This window comes from Acinetobacter sp. ANC 7912, from assembly GCF_039862785.1.
Lineage (GTDB): Bacteria > Pseudomonadota > Gammaproteobacteria > Pseudomonadales > Moraxellaceae > Acinetobacter > Acinetobacter thermotolerans.
In genome coordinates this window covers 1,617,579-1,639,615 of the sequence record NZ_CP156795.1, presented here as the reverse complement: position 1 = coordinate 1,639,615, position 22,037 = coordinate 1,617,579, and the positions used below count along the sequence as shown (strand labels likewise).

16 protein-coding genes and 1 pseudogene are annotated in these 22,037 nt (G+C 45.1%); 10 read left to right on the top strand and 7 right to left on the bottom strand.

Features of this window, described 5'->3' with window-relative positions; genetic code table 11:
• The first annotated feature begins 606 nt into the window (after positions 1 to 606).
• Genes ABEF84_RS08115 through ABEF84_RS08100 form a run of 4 tightly spaced genes read left to right on the top strand, consistent with a single transcriptional unit; the run spans position 607 to position 3,998 of the window.
• The gene (locus ABEF84_RS08115; RefSeq protein WP_264673528.1) at positions 607 to 729 is read left to right on the top strand and encodes a hypothetical protein; all 123 of its coding nucleotides are present in this window, start codon (positions 607 to 609) and stop codon (positions 727 to 729) included.
• Positions 722 to 1,174, top strand: a complete 453-nt coding sequence (locus tag ABEF84_RS08110; protein ID WP_034587139.1) for a CopG family ribbon-helix-helix protein — start codon at positions 722 to 724, stop codon at positions 1,172 to 1,174. The genes ABEF84_RS08115 and ABEF84_RS08110 overlap by 8 nt, the downstream gene beginning before the upstream one ends.
• Positions 1,171 to 2,979 (top strand): allophanate hydrolase, encoded by a 1,809-nt coding sequence (atzF, locus tag ABEF84_RS08105; protein WP_347473649.1) that lies wholly within the window; start codon positions 1,171 to 1,173, stop codon positions 2,977 to 2,979. The genes ABEF84_RS08110 and atzF overlap by 4 nt, the downstream gene beginning before the upstream one ends.
• Positions 2,976 to 3,998 carry an ABC transporter substrate-binding protein gene (locus ABEF84_RS08100; RefSeq protein ID WP_347473648.1) on the top strand — a complete coding sequence of 341 codons (1,023 nt, stop codon included), beginning with the start codon at positions 2,976 to 2,978 and terminating at the stop codon, positions 3,996 to 3,998. Before atzF ends, ABEF84_RS08100 begins: the two co-directional genes overlap by 4 nt.
• A gap of 70 nt (positions 3,999 to 4,068) precedes the next feature.
• Here the strand turns inward: ABEF84_RS08100 and ABEF84_RS08095 are convergent, their stop codons facing one another.
• The 5 genes and pseudogenes from ABEF84_RS08095 to ABEF84_RS08075 all read right to left on the bottom strand — a co-directional run bounded on the left by ABEF84_RS08095 (position 4,069) and on the right by ABEF84_RS08075 (position 8,195).
• Positions 4,069 to 4,398, bottom strand: coding sequence for an SMR family transporter (locus ABEF84_RS08095; RefSeq protein WP_347461107.1), 330 nt, complete (start codon positions 4,396 to 4,398; stop codon positions 4,069 to 4,071).
• Positions 4,399 to 4,406: 8 nt separating this feature from the next.
• The gene (locus ABEF84_RS08090) at positions 4,407 to 5,288 is read right to left on the bottom strand and encodes a hypothetical protein (protein ID WP_347461106.1); all 882 of its coding nucleotides are present in this window, start codon (positions 5,286 to 5,288) and stop codon (positions 4,407 to 4,409) included.
• Positions 5,285 to 6,292, bottom strand: coding sequence for a 2OG-Fe(II) oxygenase family protein (locus ABEF84_RS08085; protein WP_347461105.1), 1,008 nt, complete (start codon positions 6,290 to 6,292; stop codon positions 5,285 to 5,287). Before ABEF84_RS08085 ends, ABEF84_RS08090 begins: the two co-directional genes overlap by 4 nt.
• A 78-nt stretch (positions 6,293 to 6,370) precedes the next feature.
• Positions 6,371 to 7,252 carry an ABC transporter ATP-binding protein gene (locus ABEF84_RS08080; RefSeq protein WP_347461104.1) on the bottom strand — a complete coding sequence of 294 codons (882 nt, stop codon included), beginning with the start codon at positions 7,250 to 7,252 and terminating at the stop codon, positions 6,371 to 6,373.
• Positions 7,252 to 8,195 (bottom strand): annotated as a pseudogene (locus ABEF84_RS08075) (ABC transporter permease). The gene ABEF84_RS08080 and the pseudogene ABEF84_RS08075 overlap by 1 nt, the downstream one beginning before the upstream one ends.
• A gap of 318 nt (positions 8,196 to 8,513) precedes the next feature.
• On the opposite strand from ABEF84_RS08075, the gene mtlD reads away from it, so the two are divergent.
• Entirely contained in the window at positions 8,514 to 10,640 is a 2,127-nt protein-coding gene (gene mtlD / locus ABEF84_RS08070; RefSeq protein WP_347461103.1) for a bifunctional mannitol-1-phosphate dehydrogenase/phosphatase, read from the top strand.
• Between the two features lie 57 nt (positions 10,641 to 10,697).
• On the opposite strand, the gene ABEF84_RS08065 is transcribed toward mtlD, so the two are convergent.
• Together ABEF84_RS08065 and ABEF84_RS08060 are read right to left on the bottom strand one after the other, a co-directional pair.
• On the bottom strand, positions 10,698 to 11,702 hold the full coding sequence (locus ABEF84_RS08065; protein WP_034587152.1) for an ABC transporter substrate-binding protein: 1,005 nt from the start codon (positions 11,700 to 11,702) through the stop codon (positions 10,698 to 10,700).
• 10 nt (positions 11,703 to 11,712) lie between these two features.
• Entirely contained in the window at positions 11,713 to 12,291 is a 579-nt protein-coding gene (locus ABEF84_RS08060) for an ANTAR domain-containing protein (protein WP_347452662.1), read from the bottom strand.
• Positions 12,292 to 12,691: 400 nt separating this feature from the next.
• Between ABEF84_RS08060 and ABEF84_RS08055 the strand changes: the two genes are divergently transcribed.
• The 5 genes from ABEF84_RS08055 to ABEF84_RS08035 all read left to right on the top strand — a co-directional run bounded on the left by ABEF84_RS08055 (position 12,692) and on the right by ABEF84_RS08035 (position 21,933).
• Positions 12,692 to 14,041 (top strand): MFS transporter, encoded by a 1,350-nt coding sequence (locus ABEF84_RS08055; RefSeq protein ID WP_404798924.1) that lies wholly within the window; start codon positions 12,692 to 12,694, stop codon positions 14,039 to 14,041.
• Positions 14,042 to 14,076: 35 nt separating this feature from the next.
• Positions 14,077 to 16,623 carry a nitrite reductase large subunit NirB gene (gene nirB, locus ABEF84_RS08050; RefSeq protein ID WP_347455114.1) on the top strand — a complete coding sequence of 849 codons (2,547 nt, stop codon included), beginning with the start codon at positions 14,077 to 14,079 and terminating at the stop codon, positions 16,621 to 16,623.
• A 24-nt stretch (positions 16,624 to 16,647) separates the two neighbouring features.
• The gene (gene nirD / locus ABEF84_RS08045) at positions 16,648 to 18,258 is read left to right on the top strand and encodes a nitrite reductase small subunit NirD (RefSeq protein WP_347452659.1); all 1,611 of its coding nucleotides are present in this window, start codon (positions 16,648 to 16,650) and stop codon (positions 18,256 to 18,258) included.
• Positions 18,259 to 18,532: 274 nt separating this feature from the next.
• Complete coding sequence (locus ABEF84_RS08040; protein WP_347455113.1) at positions 18,533 to 21,310, top strand: molybdopterin-dependent oxidoreductase; 2,778 nt, start codon at positions 18,533 to 18,535, stop codon at positions 21,308 to 21,310.
• Entirely contained in the window at positions 21,310 to 21,933 is a 624-nt protein-coding gene (locus tag ABEF84_RS08035) for an NTP transferase domain-containing protein (protein WP_034587164.1), read from the top strand. The genes ABEF84_RS08040 and ABEF84_RS08035 overlap by 1 nt, the downstream gene beginning before the upstream one ends.
• Positions 21,934 to 22,037 lie beyond the last annotated feature (104 nt).

Genomic DNA, 22,037 nt, shown 5'->3' with positions numbered 1-22,037 from the left:
ATTGTTCGGCATTTTTATGGAATTTATTGTATAGAAATTCACCTGTAGTGCAAATTTTAATCGAAACCTGAATCTGAGTGGTTTTAGCATTCATAATTAAGGCTACAGAAGGGTAACTGGTGAAGATTCCATTACCGAAAACTGTACCATGAAACCTTATTTGATATCGTTTTGGTGCAAGTTTGATCACTCTTGGCGCATAAATATTTTTCACTGGTATCCATTTGCGCTAAGGCATTGTTTTTTGGAGATGCTTTTATCATCTATATATTTTGTTGGAACTGGTACGTTTTATGCTTCTATTGATATGTAACTCAATCAACAGAGGAGGGCAAATGGCTTGATTACTCGACACTGTGATATTCAGTTGATCCGGTAGGCAGAAAAACAATGATATGACCTACCTATAAATAAAAAGTGCTTAAAATTATTCTCATTTTGGTTGTTAAGACCCTTAAACCAGCCCCAGCTCAGCGCATGGGGCTTTGTTTTTATGTCGTTTTAGTTTTTTCCACGCTCACACATGTCTGATTAAAAGCTGGCACGCTTTCTGCATTTTCCTAAGTAATACGAATTTCTGATTTTGTAATACCTGAGGAGATGCACATGACTTCACATCGCAAAACAAGCAAGCTGCATCCTTTCGCACAATTTTTAGTCGACATACTCAGTGTTCGTGCTGGGCTTCATATCAAGCAAGATTTAGCAAAGGAAAGTAAGCGTGTCTAAACACAAATTGGCACGGATCAGTATCACCTTGCCAGAAAAAACCCTGCAATCGCTGGATCAAAAGATTGTCGAGCAGCACTATGAAAGCCGCTCGCAGGCCATTGTCGACATGATTAACCGCCACCTGATTGATGAGCTGGTTTCTCGTGATGAAGTCATGGTCGGCACACTGACCCTGGTTTATGACGTCAGCCTGAAACCGTTACGTTCCCAGCTGGTCGATCTGCAACAGCAATATCTGGAACAGGTGATCAGCTCGCTGCATATCCAGCTGGATGATCAGAAAGTCCTGCAAGTCATGCTGATGCAGGGCGTGAGCAGTGATTTAAAAGAAATTAGCGAACAATTTATTGCATTAAAAGGGGTGCTCAAAGGACACCTGGAACTGATGGATGCCGTGATGCCTCCCATTCCCCAAAATACCAATAAAGGAGTATTGTCATGAATACTTTATGGACAATTCAAGACTGGCAGAACGCCTACCAACAGCAGCAGATTCAGTTACAGGACCTGATCGATTATGTTGCATCATTTCAGAATGATGATCATGCCTGGATTTCAATTGCATCTGCAGAACAATTACAAGCACAAATTGATGCCTTAACAGGAAAATCACCAGCCGAATTGCCACTCTACGGCATTCCATTCGCAGTCAAAGACAATATTGATGTTGCCGGTTTCTATACCACTGCAGCCTGTAAAGAAGCTTCTTATCTCGCAACCAGCGATGCAACGGTTGTGGCTAAATTAAAAGCTGCCGGTGCTGTTGTCGTAGGTAAAACTAACCTAGACCAGTTTGCGACTGGCCTGGTCGGTGTACGTTCACCCTACGGCGCAGTGAAAAACAGCTTTAATCCGGAATATATCAGTGGCGGTTCAAGTTCGGGTTCATCTGTAGTCGTGGCCAATGGTCAAGTGCCATTTAGCTTAGGCACGGATACCGCTGGCTCTGGCCGTGTACCGGCAGGACATAACAATATTGTTGGCTTGAAACCCACCAAAGGCTGGTTTTCCACTACGGGTCTGGTACCTGCGTGCCGCACCATTGATGTGATTTCCATTTTTGCCTTGACTGTCGATGATGCCTGGCAAGTGGCGCAAATCATGCAAGGCTATGATGCGACAGATGAATATTCACGCCAGCATCCAGCCAATGTGCCAACCCAATTTTCCAAAGGCAAAATTGCCATTCCGGCACAGCTGGAATTTTATGGCGATGCCGAGGCAGCAAAAGCCTTTGAACAGGCAATTAGCCGTGTCAAGCAGCTCGGTTACAAAGTTGAAGCCATTGATTTTACAATTTTTAATCAGCTGGCAGCGGCACTTTATAACAAGGCATGGGTAGCAGAACGAAGCAGTGCCGTGGAAAAACGGGTTTCCCGTGATGTAACCCATCCGGTGATTCACCAGATTATCAGTCAGGCAGACAATTTTAATGCCGTCGATATGATGCAGGCGGAATATGAGCGAGCGCAATTGGCTCGTCAAATCAATCTGGTACTTGCAGACTTTGATGCCTTGATGGTGCCAACAGCGCCAACCATCTACAAAATTGCCGATGTAGAAGCCGATCCGCTGGTAAAAAACAGCCATATGGGGGCGTACACCAATTTTGTCAATTTTGCTGATCTTTGTGCGTTGGCACTGCCAAATACAATTCGTGCCGATGGCTTGCCAAGCGGGGTAACTTTTATTGCCCCCGCCTGGATGGATCAGGCATTGGCGAACTTTGCTCAGACTTGGCAGCAGGCAACGGCGTTGACACTGGGCACATCTGAAAAAACTTATGAACCAACAAGCCAAATCCAGTCACAGCATTCAGTCAAGCTGGCAGTAGTGGGAGCACACCTGAGCGGTATGCCATTGAATTTTCAGTTGACTACACGTGGCGGCACTTTAGTGCAAAAAACCAAAACCGCAGCCAGCTACAAACTGTTTGCACTGAAAAATACCACACCACCAAAACCAGGTTTGCAGCATCACAATAAAGGTCAAGAAATCGAAGTGGAAGTCTGGGAGATTCCGTTTGCCAACTTTGGCCAGATCGTGGCGGAAGTTCCAGCACCGCTGGGCATTGGCAATGTACAGCTGGCAGATGGCAGTTGGGTCAAAGGTTTTATCTGCGAAGGCTATGCGCTTGAAGATGCAACTGACATCAGTCATTTTGGTGGCTGGCGAGACTTTATTAAATCAAAACAACTTTCAAATACACGTTTTAAATGTAATTGCATAGGGGAAATCGCACAATGATCAAGAAAGTAACTTTAGCAGCATCTGTTTGCTGCGCAATTTTTATGAGCGGTTGTGACAATACGGCGAAAGTTCCAGAATCATCTGGTCAGGCCAAAGGCAGTGTAAATACTCAGCCGATTCGTATCGGCTATAGCGACTGGCCAGGTTGGGTAGCTTGGCAAGTGGCGATTGAAAAAGGCTGGTTAAAAGAAGCAGGCGTGAATGTCGATTTTAAATGGTTTGACTATTCAGCTTCATTGTCTGCCTTTGCCGCAAATCAGCTGGATGCAGTCATGGTAACCAATGGTGATAATCTGGTGACTGGCTCTGGTGGTACTAAAGGCGTGATGATTCTGGCGACGGATTATTCAGCTGGAAATGACGTGATCATTGCCAAGAATGGAATTAACTCGATTCAGGATCTACGCGGTAAAACTGTTGCCACTGAAAAAGGTCTGGTCGATCACTTGCTGCTATCGACTGCTCTGGATGATGCAAAGGTTAAACTGAATGAAGTGAAACTGGTTAACACCATGACCAATGAACTGCCACAGGTCTTTGCAACAGCGGATATTGATGCGATTGCAGTATGGCAGCCAGTCGCGAATCAGGCCTTATCTGCGGTTGCCGGGTCAAAAATTATTTTCAGCTCTAAAGATAAAGCTGGTCTGATTTATGACACTTTAACTGTGAATCCTGCGCATTTGGAAGCCAATAAAGAGCAATGGAAAAAGGTCATTCAAGTTTGGGATAAAACCGTTAAATATATCAATGACCCGGCAACTCGTGCAGATGCTGTAGAAATCATGTCGAAACGTGTCGGTGTGGATGCAAAAGCCTATATGCAGTTTGTAGATGGCACACACTTGCTGGATCTGGAAGCCAACAAGAAAGTCTTTACCAAAGGTGATGGTTTCGATTCAATCTATGGTTCAAGCTATCACGTCAACAAGTTCAACGTCACCAACGGCATTTATAGCACTGAAATGAATGTGGATAGTGTGATTGTTCCAACGCTGGTACAAGAGCTGAAATAAGTCGTAATGCAGACAATAAAAATCCCCAGGTTCGGGGATTTTTTATATATACCATTAAAAAATATAAAAATTAAAGTTCAACACTTTTGGAAAAGACATTAATAAAAATAATTCCCACAATCATAAAAGACAGACCAATCAGTGCCGGAATATCCAGATGCTGCTTGAATACCAGCAGTCCAACCGTAGAAATCAGGATAATGCCTGCACCAGACCAGATCGCATAAGCAATGCCCATTGGAATGGTTTTCATGGCCATGGAAAGAAAGAAAATGGCAATCGCATAGCCAACAAATGTGGTAATTGACGGCCAGAGTACGCTAAAGCCATTGGATGCTTTCAATGCAGAAGTCGCGATGACTTCTGCAAGAATAGCAATCGAAAGATATAAAAAAGCCATATTCCTCCTTATAACACCCGTTCTGCATGATGGAGCAGGTGATCCTGTTCTGCGCTCATCCACTGTGCTGCTTCTGTAGTCGTGGTGGTCGTATGTTGAAATTCATATTCAGGTTGATAGATATCAATCTCAAAAATCAGATCGATTGCACGGTCATCCAGAACGACATGCTGAACCAGATGGGTTGCATCCAGAATTTCAAAATTGTCCAGGCCAAAAGCTTGCCCGGTTGCATCGGTACGGGTGCTGTAGGTTTTACTGAAACCTTGAGTGCCAATAGAGACTTCAAAGCTTTGTAATAGATCAAATGAAGTAGTATCGGCTGACTTAATATCTAGTTCTGCAACCTGAGTTTGTACCTCTGGCAAGCGGGTTAGGGCATAGGCAATATGATCATCACAAATGATCAGACCGCCATCCATTTGCAGTTTTGCACCTGATTGGACATCTACCGCAGATTCTAGACGCAGGCCTAAGAACAGGCCTTTCTTCACTTGCTGACGCCAGTCTTCCACATAAACATTGCTCGGTGAAAATTCCAGAATGCAGTTCCCGATCGCGTGCAGTTTTGCGGGTTCAGGCCATTGCACATGGTTCTGGTAATTGGCGTAGTCTTCAACTTCCCAGGACAAGAGCTGTGTTGCATCATCCCATACGGTATTACCAATCCAGCCCTGACGTTCTGTCACCGGCGTGTCGTTTTGACTTTTCAGGCGCAGATCAATGGTAAAGCTGCGTGACTGGAACCAGTACACAATGGTGTTTTGATCGGTCAGGCCATTAAAGAAGCTAATGCTTTTCCTGCGAAATGCCCCGTATAAAAAGCTCGGAACAACTTCAGGTTGAGTAGTTGTTGGCGTTAAGTTTTTTATGGCTTCTAACAGGTTCATGATGCTGCCTCCGCTTTTTCATTCAGCCCAAAGGAAGACAGTGGAACGGCATTTTTTAGCACCAGTTCACCTGCAGCAATGCGTTGTTTCAGATACTGGAACGTCTGTGCGGTCTGGTTAAACAGATGTTCACCACCAATCAATGCTTCATATTTGGAATCATCGGTGTGTACCACCGGTTCAATCACGGTGTCATAGTTGCAGGCACAGAACAGCGGGAAGGAGTAACGTTCTTCGGATACTTTTTTTACGCGGTGTTTGGTCGCCAGGTATTTGCCATTAGACAGGATTTCCATCATGTCCCCAATGTTCATCACTAGCGTATTTTCGATGAGTGGAATATCAATCCATTCACCAGCTTTGTTTAGCACCTGTAAACCTAGCGCGGTAGGCAGCAGCAAGGTAAAGCATTCATAGTCGGTATGTGCGCCAATGCCTTCGGCATCTTTGATATCCGGATTGTAAGGATAATGAATCAGGCGCAATTGACTTGGTGCATCATTAATTTTATCGGCGAAGAAATCTTCTTTGACACCCAGTGCCAACGCAAAGGCTGCAAAAATCTGTTCACTGATGGTGCGCAAGTGACCGTAATATTGGCTGACAATGGTTTTAAAATTCGGATATGCAGGCCATAAGGTTGGGCCTAGCAATGGGCAGTCTGTTCTAGAACCCTGATAGTCATAATTCACATCGTAGGCTTCTTTGAGGTCATAACTGTTGCCCGCGAACTGTTCTTCACCAATTGGCACATAACCGCTATGGTTACTGGATTTGCCAATATAGTGCTGCATTTTTGTGTCCAGATCCTGCTCGAAATAGGATTTGGCCAGTTCAACCAGTGACTTGGCATAAGCAAAATTAAACTGATCTCCTTTAAGATAAAGGAATCCGATATCTTTACAGGCCTGGTCTAAATCTGCCGCAACTTCAAGACGATCGGCCAGATGTGGACTTTGCATTTTAGAAATATCGACGAGTGGGAGTACGTATTGGTCTTGCATTGCAATCACCTTATTGTTGGTCGTCCAACACAGCGATTAAAACCTTTGGGTCGTCCCAAAGGCTCTTTTTTAAAAGGATTATTTAATCGTGCTGACCTTGGTCAAGCGTGGAATCTCTGGAAGATCGGCTAGTGCAGGATCCAGCTCATCCTCCTGAGCATGTACCAGATGATTGACGTGCTCGCGAAGCTGTTTAAATTCCGGAGTCAGCATTAGATCTGGATGGCGTGGACGTGGTAAATCCACTTCAATAATTTCCTTAATTTCACCTGGATTGGCTTTCAACGCCACAATCCGGTCTGCCAGCAAGATCGCTTCATCCATATCGTGGGTCACGAAAATGATGGTAATGTCGATGTTTTGCCACAAATCCATCAGGTGACGCTGCATTTTTTGGCGCGTATGCGGATCCAGTGCACCAAAAGGTTCATCCATCAGCAACACTTTCGGTTCATTGACCAAAGCGCGGGCAATCGCCACACGTTGCTTCATCCCGCCTGAGAGTTGATGCGGATACTGATCCTGATATTTTTCCAGGCCAATGATGTTGATCCATTCACGTGCCTGCGCTTCAGCAGAAGCATTACTTTGGCCTTTCATTTTCGGGCCAAACATGATGTTTTCTTTCACGGTCTTCCATGGGAACAGGGTATAGCCCTGAAACACCATGCCACGCTCCGGACTTGGGCCAGTAATCGGCTTGCCATCCACCAGAATTTCACCGCTGGTATAAGGATCAAGTCCAGCAACAACGCGGCTAAAGGTCGATTTACCGCAACCCGATGGACCAATCACACAGATAAACTCACGTTTATGAATTTTCAGGTCAATGCCATTTAAAATGGTGCGTTCGGTTTTGCCATGCTTGAAAGATTGGGTGAGCTGTTTGGCTTCCAGAATGACCGGACGGCTATAAATCTTGTCAAAGTATTCACGGGTATTAAATTTAGTGTTTTGCATCAGTTGGCTCCCGGTTTCCATTTAAATAAGCGTTGTCCCAATTTCATTAAAATCACGTCACAGAGCAGACCAATTACCCCAATGATCAAGATTGCTGCAAAAACATTGTCAAAATTCTGATAACGGGCCTGCTGGGTGATAAACCAGGTAATACCAGACGTACTACCGATCAGTTCAGCTACGATCAGATATGTCCACGCCCAGCCCAGTAATACGCGCAGATTACGATAAATTTCAGGAAGGGCCGCTGGAATGACCACATGAAACAGGCTTTTTAATTTATTAGTACCCAGGGTGAAACCGGCTTCAATCAGACTGCGATCCACCAGTCGTGTGGTATTGGCAATGATCAGGATTTGCTGAAACAGGGTTCCAATCACAATGATGGCTACTTTTGGTGCATCATTGATGCCTAAAATAGCCACCGCAAGGGCACCAAAGGCTGGGGCTGGCAGATAACGGAAAAACTCAACAAATGGCTCCGTGAGTTGGGAAATTTTGTTAGAGAAGCCACATAAAATACCGAGTGGAATACCGATCAGAGAAGAAATAAAGAAGGCAGTAAACACCAGTTTGATACTATGCCACAGGCTTTCATGAAACCATGGGCATTGGCTTGAGCAGGTTCTGTGGTAAATGCAGTGACCAATGCGATCGCCACTTCATGCGGGGCAGGCAGATAGATCGGATTGACCAGAATACCTTGGGGCGGCGCCAGGCCTTGATCCACGGCGGATTGCGCAGCAGAGAAAAAGATATCCTTATCAATACGACTACCGGCCTGTAAATAGCTAACGCTGCCTGAATCGGCAATCTGGACTTGTGGATGCCAGATAAATGGCAAATAACTGACTGCACACCAAATCAAAATCGGTATTAAAAAAGAGCCAAAGCCAAACAGTATTTTATTTCTTTGACTGAGTTCACGTGCAACGTAACTCATAGTGTTGCCCCTCAATATTACAATTTTTATAAAACGTAATACTGATCAAGCAAAATGGATGCCATGATAAGCAGAAATATTCAAAATGATAAAATAAGCTGATATTTCAAAAGAGAAATTTAAACTGATAGGCAGGATCAACAACTTACCCAAGTTAACAGTTTGATTACATCTAGAAACATAAATAATCTTATTTTAGTCTTTATTGATCAATTTATAGTCAGAACTATTTCATATCTTTACATTAGTTTATTTAATCTCTTATTTTCCTTAAGGTATTGTCCACTTCTTAACTCATTGAATTATAAAAGGGGAGCAATGCTAGAATTTAAAAATCAAATCGTACACGGCGCAATTTTCGATATGGATGGAACCATGTTTGATACAGAACGTTTGCGCTTTCAAACCTTGCAACAAGCTTCACGTGAGCTGATCGGCGTCGAATTTTCTGAAAACTATTTAATGCAGTGCTTGGGCTTAAGTGCCCGTAGTGCCGAGCAGCTGGCCAAAGAGCGTTATGGACAAGATGTTCCTTATGCCGAGATCCGCCAGCGTGCTGATGTACTGGAACTAGAACATGTACGCAATTATGGTGTTCCAATTAAAAAAGGTTTATTACAGGTGTTGGAACGCCTACGCAAGGCAGGCCTAAAAATGGCTGTGGCGACTTCGAGTCGACGCGCGATCGCAGAAGAATATCTGATCAATGCCAATGTCTATAAATTTTTTGATGTGCTGGTGTGTGGCGATGAGATTAAACAGGGGAAACCTCATCCAGAAATTTTTATCAGCGCAGCCGAAAAAATCAATTTAAGTCCGGCTCAATGCCTGATGTTCGAAGATTCTGAAAATGGCCTGCGATCTGCCTATGATGCAGGCGGTATGACGGTACTTTTTAAAGATATTAAAACGCCGAATGAATCAATGCTGGCACAAGCGCAGTATTATTATGAAACGATGGAAGATTTTCTGATAGATCTGAACCAGTTTGTTCCGGTGCTAGAAATGCCAGAACTTGAGACTGCATTTCCGCAAACGCTGAATCAGTTAACAGTTGGGATTCACGGCTTCGGTGCAATTGGCGGTGGTTATCTGGCTCAGGTGTTATCACACTGGGATGGCTATACGCGTCCACGCAAAATTATTGCCTCGACCCGTAATCCACTCTATCAATCTGCCGTAAATGCATTTGGCACCTATTGCATTCGATATGGTCAGAACTCTTTTGACCAGCGTATTGAGAATATGAGTGTGATTGATGCGCATGATCTGGAGCAAATGCAGAACATGTATATTGAATCCAGTCTGGTCGCAGTCTGTGTCCCTGAGGAAGCGCTGGTTTCTGAAGCAGAGGTGATTGCACAGGGTTTATATGCGCGATACCTGGCTTATGAGCAACAGGAGCAGCCGCTGACGCTGTTAATTATCCTGAATAAAATCGGAGCCAAACAGCTGGTGATGCAGCAGATTCTGAGCCGTCTGCAACAGATTACGGACGAACAGACAGCGCAACACATTATGGATCAGCATTATTTCTGTGACACAGTGGTGAACCGCATGGTATCCAAACTGTCTGACCAGAAACTGTACCGTCAGCTGCGCATCAAATACAATATGTTCAAACAGTATCAGCTGGATGAAGATCTGTCCGTAGTTGATCTGGATGATTCTACAGCCCTGAATGCAGAGCAGGAACATCAGGCCGGTTTGTATATTGAAGACTTGCGCCGTAATTTCCAGCCTAGTCATATTCTGCAGTCTATGGATCTGATTCTGTTTAATGCCGAAACGGATATGCCAATCTATGTGGAAAATAACAGTCCATTATTGGCTAAAATGCGCCAGATGATTCTGGTAGATGATATTGCTAATATCCAGCTGATTAAAAACCGCTTATGGAATGGTGTACATGCGATGATGGCGTGGTATGCCAGCCTGCGCGGTCATCAGACCATTGGCGTGGCCATGTCAGATCATGCAATCAGAAAATTCATGCAGCAGGCTTTAGCGCAGGTCAAACATGGTCTCTGCTACCAGATTCCTAAGCATGCTTCAGAACTGGAGCGTCTGGCGCAAAGTTTTACTGAATCCTGTGCCTATGCTTATCAGGACCCATGTGCCCGTGTAGGGCGTGAACCTTTAAGAAAGCTGGAACACAATGAACGGGTTATGGGTTCATTATCGACCTTGCTTAAATATAGTTTGCCATTTGATGTGGTTTTAAAAGGCGCAGTGTTGGGCTATATCTATGCTCTGGAACAGGGTGAATGCGAACAGCAGGAACTGTTGATGCATTTACAGATCCAGTTAAGACATATGGCATTAGAACCGCAGCTATATGAGACTTTGTATGATGAAATGTCACAATTCATCAATCAGATTATCGCTGGAAAATTGTCCTTGCAAAAATTCATGCAACTGGATTTGCAGCAAGCGTTCAGCTAAATCACATAGTAAATAAAAAAGACCCAGAACAATTCTGGGTTTTTTATTGCAATAATTTTAAATCACCACTGAATCTTGCTGATAAATACACTGCTGGGCAATTTGCTGTTGGTCTTCTTGAGAAAGTTCAACATCATCCCATTTCTGGATCTGATCCAGCAGCCAGATAAAATCTGCTAATTTCGGTTCAGCACTTTCACCATGCATATTACGGATAATCTTCTGGATTTTATGGAAGTCATACACATGTTGCTGCGCAGAACATTCAAACTGGATGATCTGGTATTCCACCAGCATCTGCCAGACGTCAGATAAATCTTCCATGTGTTGCAGATCGGCTTGGGCTTTTTGAATCGCGGTCACTAATGCCTTTAAAGTCTGCGGATGCTGTTCAGCCCATTCCTGAGTGACTGCTAATACTTTATCTGCTACTGCCGGAATGATATTTGGACTGGAAGCGACAATAAAACTATGACCTTCAATCTGCGCCTGAATATTCCAAGGTTCACCGACACAAAAACCATCAAAAATATGCTGGGCAATGCCTTTCACCATTGAAGGTGGTGGGGAAGTCAACATATGAAAGCTTTTAGCAAAATCCGGATCGGTGAGTGCTAACCATTCACGTAAGCAAAAATGGTGGATCGAGTATTTATACACATGTGCCAGATTGACCGGTTTATTTTCTTTTAGCAATTGTACCACTTGGTGTGAGCTAAATTTTTCATCACTATTCGGTGGTAAATCCAGTGCATAACACAACTCCTGACGCAGGCTGATAAAGGCCTGATTGATACTCAACACTAATGGCGTTTGCAGATTGGCTTTGAGTTGATCCTGACCTAAAGCTGCTGCAGGTAACATCGCAGACAGACAATGTGCGGCATCCAGAAAGCCATACGCCAGACGGTCTCGCAAGCTAGCCCAAGACGCTTCACGGATCAGGTTCACTTTCAGGCCTTGTTCCTGAAAATAGCACTGTTTTTCTGCCCAGAGAATTGCGACACAATCGAGCAAGGGAATAAAACCGATATTGATTTCATGCTGTTCCAGTTCTGACATTATCTTCTCCTTATTCGCCCGATAATAGTTTTTGTGCATCTAAAAGACGGCGCGCCATTTCACCCAAGGTAATGCGGTGACTCATGGCATTTTTACGCAGCAGGGCAAAGGCCTGTTCTTCGCTCATGGAGTGCAGCTGAATCAACAGGGATTTGGCCTTGTCGATATCGCGTCGGTCTGCCAGCTTGTCTTGTGTTTCCTTGAGATCATCCAGCAGCTTTTTATGCTTACGGAACTGCTCAATGGAAATTTCCATGATGCTTTCCAGCTTGCTGGGATCAATACCATCGACAATATAGGCGGTTACTCCAGCATCTATGGCACTTTTAATGGTGTCCTTGTTGGAGTTTTGGGTAAATAGAACCGTTGGCAACTCATACTGGCTCACGCAGCTTTCGATAATGTCACGATGCGGGTGATCCATATTTAATAAAATGACATCTGCCTGCAGTTTTTTGACATGCACCATGCTCAGATCAGTCACGATCAGGCAGTCCACGACAATGAAATCATGTGCAGTCAGGGAATCCCGGATAAATTCCACTCGCTCGGCATTGTCATCAATCAGGGCAATTTTAAGTTTTGGCATATTGCTGCTTTATTTTGATCCAATGATCAGTACATCTTGGCCGCATTTATATGCAATTTTTGCGCCATAAATAAGGGCGATATAACGTAAATATCAACCTGTTTGTGATTCCTTTTCGTGCATGAGCGTTGAAAGAGTGCAATTCCATACATAAATTAGGGGAATTGATTGTTTATATAGAAGCTTTAAGAGGGCTTTATCCCTTAAAAATAAGAAAAAAATATTATCTATAAAAATTGGCACAGTTCCTGCTAAGTATTTATTGAGAAATTTTTATCGGGTCAAAGGCGACCTGATAATGAAGATGTAGACGGCCAACGACGTCCGTTCTGTTCGATTCTGACCTGCCAAAGCACCAGGCCAGGGTAGTTATAACGTTCAGTTCTGGAGGAAGATGGTCATGTCTTCAAATTTACACGCTCAAAAAGCAACAAAAATAAGTCTATTCAGTTTTTCCAGCGCAGCGATGCGTGCCTTCCACATGAGCTGGTTGGCATTCTTCGTCTGCTTTTTTGCCTGGTTTGCCTGCGCACCGCTGATGCCAGTGATTGCAGGTGAATTCAACCTCACCAAAGCTCAAATTGCCAATATCAATATTGCCGCAGTCGCGATCACCATTCTGGTTCGACTGATTGTCGGTCCGCTGTGTGACAAATACGGCCCTCGTAAAGCCTATACCGCATTGCTGATCATCGGCAGTATTCCGGTATTTGGTGTTGCAGCTTCTAACAGCTACGAATCTTTCCTGTTCTTCCGTCTGCTGATCGGTGCGATCGGTGCCAGCTTCGTGATTACCCAATACCACACCAGCATCATGTTTGCGCCAAATGTGGTGGGTACAGCGAATGCAGCAAGTGCAGGCTGGGGTAATGCAGGTGGTGGTGCGACACAGGCGCTCATGCCTTTAATGCTGGCAGCGATTGTAATGTTCGGTGTTGAACAGGCAATGGGCTGGAGAATCGCGCTGATCGTTCCAGGTGTAATGATGGTGATCGTAGGGTTCTTGTACTGGAAACTGACTCAAGACTGTCCGCAAGGCAACTTTAGTGAGTTACGTGCACAAGGCATTAGCGTCGGTAGTGACAAAAAAGGTGGTATGGCGATTCTGATGCATGCTGCTAAAAACTACCGTGTCTGGATCCTGTTTGGTGCCTATGCGGCTTGTTTTGGTATTGAAATTTTCATTCACAACATCGTGGCAATGTACTACGTAGAAAACTTCGAGTTTGGCCTGAAAGAAGCGGGTATGGCTGCGGGGATTTTTGGCTTACTCGCATTATTCGCGCGTGCTTTGGGTGGCATCGTGTCAGACCGAGTTGCACTGAGCAAAGGTCTGGATGGCCGTACCAAAGTTCTTTTCCTGATGATTCTGCTGGAAGGTGTGTTCTTGGTGGTGTTCTCACAAATGAACAGCGCAATGCTGGCGATTCTGACGATGACTGTATTCGCACTATTTACCCACATGGCATGTGGTGCAACGTATGCGCTGGTGCCATTTATTGACCGTGATGCATTGGGTGGCGTTGCGGGCATTATCGGTGCAGGCGGTAACGTCGGTGCAGTGGCTGCAGGTTTCTTACTCAAAGGCATGCTGGATATTCAAACTACATTGATGATTCTGGGTGGACTGGTAGTGATTGCTGCGAGCTGTGTACTGATGATTCGCTTCTCGGTTGAGCATAAGGAAAAAGAACAGCGTCTTTTTGAACAGGCGATCCAGGATCGTAATCTCGCTGAAGCGCAAAATTAAGACCAAATAATTTAAAATTAGTAGGAAGTAAACATATGAAAATTATCATGATTGGTCATGGCATGGTGGGCCACAAATTTATCGAATCTGTACTTGAACAGGCAGGCGATGACGTTGAAATCACAATTTTGGCCGAAGAACCACGATTGGCTTATGATCGCGTCCATTTGACTGAATACTTCAGTGGTAAATCTTCCAAAGACTTAACTCTATGCCGTGCGGACTTTGCGGATGCTTATGGTATTGACCTGCGTTTAGGTACTAAAGCAGTGTCTATCAACCAAGTAACTCGCACTGTTACGACACAACATGGTGAAGAGTTAACTTATGACAAGTTGATTCTGGCAACGGGTTCATATGCTTTCATTCCGCCAATTCCGGGTAATGACCGTGAAAATTGCTTTGTTTACCGTACCATTGAAGATCTGGATGCGATCCGTGCAGCGAGTTTAAATGCCAAGACGGGTGTGGTCATTGGTGGCGGCTTGTTAGGTCTGGAAGCTGCTAAGGCGCTGCGTGACCTGAATCTGGAAACGCATGTGGTTGAATTTGCTCCACGTCTGATGGCGGTACAGATCGATGATCTTGGCGGCAAAGTATTACGCACCAAAATTGAAGATCTGGGCGTTAAAGTCCATACCCAAAAAGCCACCTCGTCTATTGAAGACGGCGTAAATACTAAACATGTCATGAGGTTCGGTGATGGAGCTGAGCTGGAAACCGACATCATCCTGTTCTCTGCAGGGATCCGTCCACGTGACGAACTGGCACGTCAAAGCGGTCTGGCGATTGGTGAACGTGGCGGGATCATGATCAATGATTATTGCCAGACATCAAATCCGGACATTTACGCGATCGGTGAATGTGCACTGTGGAATAACAAGATTTTTGGTCTGGTTGCGCCCGGCTACGACATGGCACGTATTGCTGCGAAACATGTACTGCAAGAAGAATGTGCCGCATTTACTGGCGCGGACATGAGCACTAAGTTGAAACTGATGGGTGTGGATGTTGCATCAGTTGGCGATGCACATGCCATGACACCAGGTTCACTGAGCTACTTCTATGCCGATGAAGCAGCACAGATCTACAAGAAAATTGTCGTAAACGCAGAAAAAACCAAACTACTGGGTGCAGTGCTGGTTGGTTGTGCAAAAGAATATAACGACCTATTGCAAATGATGCTGAATGGTCTGGAAATCCCGGAAAATCCAGAAAGCCTGATCATGCCAGGCTTTGATCAGGCAGCAGCAAAAACGGGTGGTAGCGGTGTAGATCTGCTTCCAGACAGCGCAACGATCTGTTCATGTAATAACGTTTCTAAAGCGGATATCTGTTCTGCGATTGCCGATGGTTCAACTTCTCTCGGTGCACTGAAAAAATGCACCAAAGCCGCAACGGCTTGTGGTGGATGTGCACCGCTGGTGACGCAAGTTCTGAAGTCTGAATTACAACGTCAAGGTGTTACCGTAAACAACCATCTCTGCGAACACTTTGCTTATTCACGCCAGGAACTGTATCACCTGGTTCGTGTCAATGAGATCAAGACCTTTGATGACCTGATCCAGCAACATGGTCATGGTCTAGGCTGTGATATCTGTAAGCCAACAGTGGCAAACATCCTGGCATCTTGCTGGAATGACTTTGTCCTGAAACCAAGCCATGCCGGCCTGCAAGACAGTAACGACTATTACCTTGGTAACATTCAAAAAGATGGTACTTACTCTGTCGTTCCTCGTATGGCGGGTGGTGAAGTCACTCCAGATGGTCTGATCGTAATTGGTCAGATTGCTAAAGAATATGGTCTGTATACCAAACTGACTGGCGGCCAGCGTGTCGATATGTTTGGTGCGCAACTACATCAATTACCAGAAATCTGGGAAAAACTGATCAATGCCGGTTTTGAGTCTGGTCATGCCTACGGTAAATCGCTGCGTACGGTTAAATCTTGTGTTGGTAGCACCTGGTGTCGTTATGGTGTAGATGATTCTGTGGGCTTGGCGATCTATTTGGAAAACCGCTACAAGGGCTTACGTTCTCCACACAAACTGAAAATGGCCGTGTCTGGCTGTACCCGTGAATGTGCCGAAGCACAAAGCAAAGACGTCGGTGTGATTGCCACTGAAAAAGGCTGGAACCTCTATGTCTGCGGTAACGGCGGTATGAAACCGCGTCATGCTGAACTACTGGCATCAGATCTGGATACGCAAACTTTAGTCCGCTATATCGACCGTTTCTTCATGTTCTATATCCAGACGGCTGATCGTTTGCAACGTACTTCAGTATGGCGCGACAACCTCGAAGGCGGCCTGGATTATCTGAAAGATGTCATCGTCAATGACTCACTGGGTCTTGCAGCAGAATTAGAGCGTCGTATGGAGCATGTGGTGGGTACTTATCAGGATGAATGGCGTACTGCAGTTGAAAATCCAGAAGTCCGTAAACGTTTCAAAACCTTTATTAATGCCAAGGCTGAACAGCAAAACGATCCGCACGTTCAATTTACTGAAGTGCGTGGTCAGATCCGTCCAAAAACTGAAGCTGAACGCAATGCCAGCCGTATTCCGGTAGTTGAAGCCTGATTCAAAGAATAAAGGAGCAAGAATATGACAATGTTTAAAGATATGAATGAACTGAATTGGGTTGAAGTATGTGCACTGGATGACATTACCCCAAATACTGGTGTTGCAGCCTTGGTGGAAGATCAGCAAATTGCGATCTTCCGTGTGGGTTCAGAAAAACGTGTTTATGCACTCAGTAATCAGGATCCATTTAGTAAAGCATTTGTGATGTCACGCGGTATCATTGGTGACCTGCAAGGTGAGCGCGTTGTCGCTTCACCAATTTACAAGCAGCATTTCAGTCTGGCGACTGGCCGCTGTCTGGAAGATAAAGACCAGAAGCTACTGGTTTTTCCAAGCAAGATTGAAAACGGCAAAGTATTCATTAGCCCAGTGCCACAAAAAACTTATATCACCAATAACGGTGTTTCACCTGAAAAAATGAAACTAGTATTGGTGGGTAATGGTTTAGCTGGCATGCGCTGTCTAGAAGACCTGCTGGATATGGCGCCAGACCGTTATGAAATTACTGTGATTGGTGAAGAGCCTTGGGGCAACTACAACCGCATCATGCTGTCGCCAGTGCTTTCTGGCGAGAAAACCATTGATGACATCATGCTGCATCCGCATGTATGGTATGCCGACAAAGGTATTCGTCTGATTGCAGGTGATCCAGCGGTTCGCATTGATCGTCCGCATAAGCAGGTTTATACCGAAAAAGGCGAAGTGATCAGTTATGACCGTTTGATTCTGGCGACGGGTTCCAAGCCATTTGTTCCGCCAATTCCAGGTAGCGACTTAAAAGGCGTACTCAGCTTCCGCGACATTTATGACGTGAACAACATGCTGAACTACTGCAAAACCAAGAAAAATGCGGTCGTCATCGGCGGTGGCTTATTAGGCCTAGAGGCGGCTTATGGCCTGAAACAGCAAGGCATGAATGTCACCGTATTGCATCTGATGGATCGCATTATGGATCGTCAGCTGGATAGCAAAGCCAGCCAGATGCTGAAAACAGCGATTGAGCAGAAGGGCATCACCATCCTGACCGAAGCGAATACCGAATGTCTGATTGGTGAAGAAGGACATGTGACCCAAGTGAAATTAAAAGATGGCACCGTGCTGGCTGCTGATCTGGTGGTCTTCGCAGTGGGTATTCGTCCAAATATCACATTGGCGCAAAGTGCTGGTCTGCGTTGTAATCGCGGTGTGCTGGTAAATGACACCATGCAGACTTTTGACCCAAGTATTTATGCGGTGGGTGAATGTATCGAGCACCGTGGTCAAACCTTTGGTCTGGTTGAACCACTTTGGGGCCAAGCGTTCATTTGTGCATCACATCTGGCCGAGCATGGCAGCCTGACGTTTAAAGCGCCAACGGTTCCGACTCAGCTGAAAGTGAGTGGTTGTGATGTGTTCTCGGCAGGTGACTTCGAACCAAAAGATGATTTTGAAGATATCGTACTGAATGACGAGAAACGTCAGATCTATAAACGCATTATTATTCAAAAGGATAAAGTGATTGGTGCAGTGCTGTTTGGCGATACTGAGGATGGTGCATGGTATGCCGAGCTGATTGCAGATCAGACACCGATCACTTCGATTCGAAATAAACTGCTGTTTGGTCGGGATTTTGCATTAAAGAAAGCAGGGTAATTAGATCTCTGTAATTAGTACTTCATGACAAGGATGTCATAGCCTCAAATGAAGTACTAAAGCAACCATTTACGTGTAGGCACTTCCTTACTTTTGAAAGATCAAAAGTAACAAAAATCTTGGATTCCCATACATTACTTCCTGTAATGATGGGAATCGGTGGCATCCATGCCACCTCACGATAGTGAATGCTTACACAAATTTCGTATTTCAAATAAAGCCAAGATAAAAATCGGAATTACGTGAATTTAGATGATTAAGGAGCACAGCAGCAATGAATAGTATCCCAGTGGTGGAACTGCATAGCTCCACAGAATTAAAAACGATGACGACTCAAACCACCTGTCCATATTGCGGCGTGGGTTGTGGTGTGACTGCACATGTAACGCCGACTACATCAGGTCCGAAAGTGACTGTTGAAGGTGATGCCAACCATCCTTCCAATTTCGGCAAGTTATGTATCAAAGGCAGTAATCTGGCAGATACTTTAGGACTGGAAACCCGTTTACTGCAGCCAATGCTGGGTCGGAAAGATCAGCGTGAAGTCACGAGTTGGGATACTGCAGTTTCGTCCATTGCCAATAAATTCCAGCAATGCATTGATCAATATGGCCGAGACAGTATCGCGTTCTATGTCTCAGGTCAGCTGCTGACCGAAGATTATTATGTGGTGAACAAATTCGTCAAAGGCTATCTCGGTACTGCAAACATCGATACCAATTCACGTTTATGCATGTCTTCAGCAGTGGCAGCATATAAGCGTGCTTTTGGCGAGGATCTGGTTCCAGCCAGCTACGAAGATTTTGAACATACCGATATGGTGGTACTGGTCGGTTCCAATACCGCTTGGTGCCATCCAGTGTTGTATCAGCGCATTATGAAAGCCAAGGAACAACGTGACCTGTTTGTGGTTGTGGTAGATCCGCGTTTTACCAGCACCTGTGAAGCAGCAGATTTGCATTTGCCAATTCTGCCCGGTCAGGATGTGGCGCTGTTTAATGGCTTATTACAGTACTTGCATCAGCATGGTTACATCGATGATGCATTTGTTGCCGCACATACCCAAGGGCTGGAACAGGCTTTGGCAAGCAGTTCAACAGAAGCATTAATTGATGATGTGGCTGCACGTACCGGTATTTCAGCAGTTAAACTCACTCAATTCTTTGAAAAATTTGCCCAGACTGACAAAGTAATGACGTTGTTCTCCATGGGTGTAAACCAGTCATCACGTGGCGTTGATAAAGCCAACAGTATTATCAACTGTCATTTGCTCACCGGTAAAATCGGCAAACTCGGTGCAGCGCCATTTTCCATGACCGGTCAGCCAAATGCGATGGGCGGCCGTGAAGTCGGTGGTCTAGCCAATATGCTGGCTGCACATCTGGATTTAGAGAATCCGGGACATCAGCAGCTGGTACAAAGCTTCTGGCAAAGCCCAACCATTGCGACGCAGGTGGGTTTAAAAGCAGTCGATTTATTTCAGGCGGTTGAAAGCGGCAAGATCAAGGCGATCTGGATTATGGCCACCAATCCGGTGGTCAGCCTGCCAGATGCAGATCAGGTCAAACGTGCCTTGGAAAAATGTGAATTCGTGGTAGTGTCCGATATCTGTCAGGACACGGATACCACCCAATATGCTGATGTCTTGTTGCCCGCTTTAGGTTGGGGGGAAAAAGATGGCACCGTGACCAATTCAGAACGTCGCATCTCACGTCAGCATGCATTTTTGGATGCACCGGGTGAAACCAAAGCCGACTGGTGGGCCATTGCTCAAGTGGCAAAATACATGGGCTTTAGCGGTTTCGATTTCCAGAACAGTTATGAAATCTTTAAGGAACATGCTGGACTTTCCGCCTATCAGAATGCAGAACTATCTAAACGCGTCGACACTCCATATTTCCGTTATTTTAACCTGCAAGGTTTAACTGATTTAACAGCAGAAGAATATGACGAACTCGATCCAGTACAATGGCCGGTTTGGGATAAGCAACAAGATGCGAAATCTGTCGCCCGATTATTTGCTCAAGGCCAGTTCAGTCATGCGGGTGGCAAAGCCAAGTTTATTGCCACCACAGCGATTGATCCGGTGAATCAGGTTTCCAGTGAATATCCTTTAATTTTGAATACTGGCCGGATCCGGGATCAGTGGCATACCATGAGCCGTACCGGTTTATCGGCGAATTTGAGTACGCACCGTGCCGAACCTTACTGCGAAATTCACCCAAATGATGCACTGAAATATGGGATTCAAGATGGTGAACTGGTCGAAGTGTACTCGGAGTGGGGTCTATGTGTTTTACGTGCCCAGGTCAGTGAAGACATTCGCCGTGGCCAGGTCTTTGCACCGATTCACTGGAATGATCAGGTTGCATCCGACGCACGTATTGGCAAACTTGTGAATCCAGTGGTGGATGCTATTTCTGGTGAACCAGAATTCAAGCATACGCCAGTGCTGATCCAGCCATTCCATATTCAATGGCAGGGTGTGCTGTATGTACGTGAAGGTTATGAAAGTTATGTGCAGCCATTTATTGACAAGAGCATCTGGTGGACCAAGGTCAAAGCGGTTCGTGCGACACGTTATGAAATCGCGGATCGTCAGAAATTCAGCACCACGACTGAGCAACTGAAAAGTCTGTTGCCATTTACTGAAGAAGATTTTGAATGGCTGAATCTGGATGACCAGACTGCACATATCAGTCATAGCGTGGTGTTACAAGATGGCAAGCTGATTGCCAGTCTGTATATCGCACCGAAAGCACTGTTACCTGATCGCGACTGGTTATCTGGTCTGTTCCAGCGCGAACGTCTGAGTGCCATGCACCGTAAGGCTTTGCTGGCTGGTCAGCCCATTTCAATGCGCAATAATGAAGGTCCATTAGTATGTAGCTGTTTTAAAGTCGGCAAAAATCGCATCATCCAAACCATAAAAGAAAAAAATATCACCAACGAAAAACAAGTAACCGCATGTCTAAAAGCCGGCGGCAATTGCGGTTCCTGCTTACCTGAAATTCGTGGCTTGATTAAAGCCTGCCAGACGGAGTCCGTATAATGAAAAGAATCCATAAGAATATTAATTATCCACCTACCGATCTCGTGATCCTGGCCGGAGGCCAGGCGCGCCGTATGAATGGCATCAACAAACTGCTGCAAAAGTTTGATGATGAAATTCAGTTGATCAAGATTCACCAACAGCTCAGATCACGCGTTGGTCAGGTCTGGATCAACAGCCACCGGGATCATTCCATCTATGAACGCATTATTCCATCCATCCAATATTTTCAGGATGATGAACCCGGCTTTCAGGGGCCACTGATGGGCATGAAAAGTGCCTGGTCGTATGTACAATCCGACTATGTGCTGTTTGTGCCATGCGACGTGACGTATATCCCGAAAAAAGTCATTTCCAGATTACACCAGGCCATTCAGCGTAATCCGCTTTGTGAAGTCGCTGTGGTGGAAATTAATGGCACTGCACTGTATCCGTTCTGCTTGCTGAAACGGAGCAGTTTGCCAACGCTAGTTCAGCAGATTGAACAAAATCAGCGCAGTTTAAAGCAATGTTTTGCCCAAATGCACATGCAGATGGCAAGATTTAAGAATCACGCACTGTTTTTTCACAGTATTAACTCTTTTGAGGAGTTGCAGCAGCATCAGCAATTACATTTTCTCTAAATGTGAATGAGTTGATGCTTAAAAGCAGGGCAAGAAACCTGTTTAAGACCCACATTTTGCTTAAATTTCAATAAATCGCACTTAAATATTAAAAAACTCTGTTT

Bases quoted from the DNA above. Each gene is read 5' to 3' on its own strand.
- ABEF84_RS08085 (WP_347461105.1), bottom strand. From the start codon at position 6,292: ATGCAAGACCAATACGTACTCCCACTCGTCGATATTTCTAAAATGCAA.
- ABEF84_RS08040 (WP_347455113.1), top strand. From the start codon at position 18,533: ATGAATAGTATCCCAGTGGTGGAACTGCATAGCTCCACAGAATTAAAA.
- ABEF84_RS08065 (WP_034587152.1), bottom strand. From the start codon at position 11,702: ATGTCAGAACTGGAACAGCATGAAATCAATATCGGTTTTATTCCCTTG.
- ABEF84_RS08090 (WP_347461106.1), bottom strand. From the start codon at position 5,288: ATGAACCTGTTAGAAGCCATAAAAAACTTAACGCCAACAACTACTCAA.
- mtlD (WP_347461103.1), top strand. From the start codon at position 8,514: ATGCTAGAATTTAAAAATCAAATCGTACACGGCGCAATTTTCGATATG.
- nirB (WP_347455114.1), top strand. From the start codon at position 14,077: ATGAAAATTATCATGATTGGTCATGGCATGGTGGGCCACAAATTTATC.
- ABEF84_RS08055 (WP_404798924.1), top strand. From the start codon at position 12,692: ATGTCTTCAAATTTACACGCTCAAAAAGCAACAAAAATAAGTCTATTC.
- ABEF84_RS08100 (WP_347473648.1), top strand. From the start codon at position 2,976: ATGATCAAGAAAGTAACTTTAGCAGCATCTGTTTGCTGCGCAATTTTT.
- ABEF84_RS08060 (WP_347452662.1), bottom strand. From the start codon at position 12,291: ATGCCAAAACTTAAAATTGCCCTGATTGATGACAATGCCGAGCGAGTG.
- nirD (WP_347452659.1), top strand. From the start codon at position 16,648: ATGACAATGTTTAAAGATATGAATGAACTGAATTGGGTTGAAGTATGT.
- ABEF84_RS08080 (WP_347461104.1), bottom strand. From the start codon at position 7,252: ATGCAAAACACTAAATTTAATACCCGTGAATACTTTGACAAGATTTAT.
- ABEF84_RS08095 (WP_347461107.1), bottom strand. From the start codon at position 4,398: ATGGCTTTTTTATATCTTTCGATTGCTATTCTTGCAGAAGTCATCGCG.
- atzF (WP_347473649.1), top strand. From the start codon at position 1,171: ATGAATACTTTATGGACAATTCAAGACTGGCAGAACGCCTACCAACAG.
- ABEF84_RS08035 (WP_034587164.1), top strand. From the start codon at position 21,310: ATGAAAAGAATCCATAAGAATATTAATTATCCACCTACCGATCTCGTG.
- ABEF84_RS08115 (WP_264673528.1), top strand. From the start codon at position 607: ATGACTTCACATCGCAAAACAAGCAAGCTGCATCCTTTCGCACAATTT.